This window comes from Achromobacter sp. SIMBA_011, assembly GCF_046535435.1.
In the GTDB taxonomy this organism is placed as follows: domain Bacteria; phylum Pseudomonadota; class Gammaproteobacteria; order Burkholderiales; family Burkholderiaceae_B; genus Achromobacter; species Achromobacter dolens.
Map to the genome: position 1 here is coordinate 1 of NZ_JAWRWN010001245.1, position 235 is coordinate 235.

The 235-nt window shown below is 67.2% G+C and carries 1 protein-coding gene; it reads right to left on the reverse strand.

Annotated features, from left to right (window positions below; translation table 11 throughout):
- On the reverse strand, positions 1-235 hold a 235-nt coding region (locus tag SB816_RS35040; protein WP_410548627.1), incomplete at both ends, for a flagellar hook-basal body complex protein.

Genomic DNA, 235 nt, shown 5'->3' on the forward strand with positions numbered 1-235 from the left:
GGTCTGGAACGAACCGTCGCGCGTGTACTGCGTCGTGCCGTCGGGCATCTGCACCTGGAAGAAGCCCGCGCCGTTGATCGCCACGTCCTTCGAATTGCCGGTCTGCTGCAGGTTGCCCTGCGTGTAGAGGCGCTCGGTCGCGACCTGCTGCACGCCGGTGCCGACCTGGCTGCCCGAGGGCAGTTCGGTGGTCTGCGTGGAGTTCGCGCCCGGTTGACGCAGCGTCTGGTACATG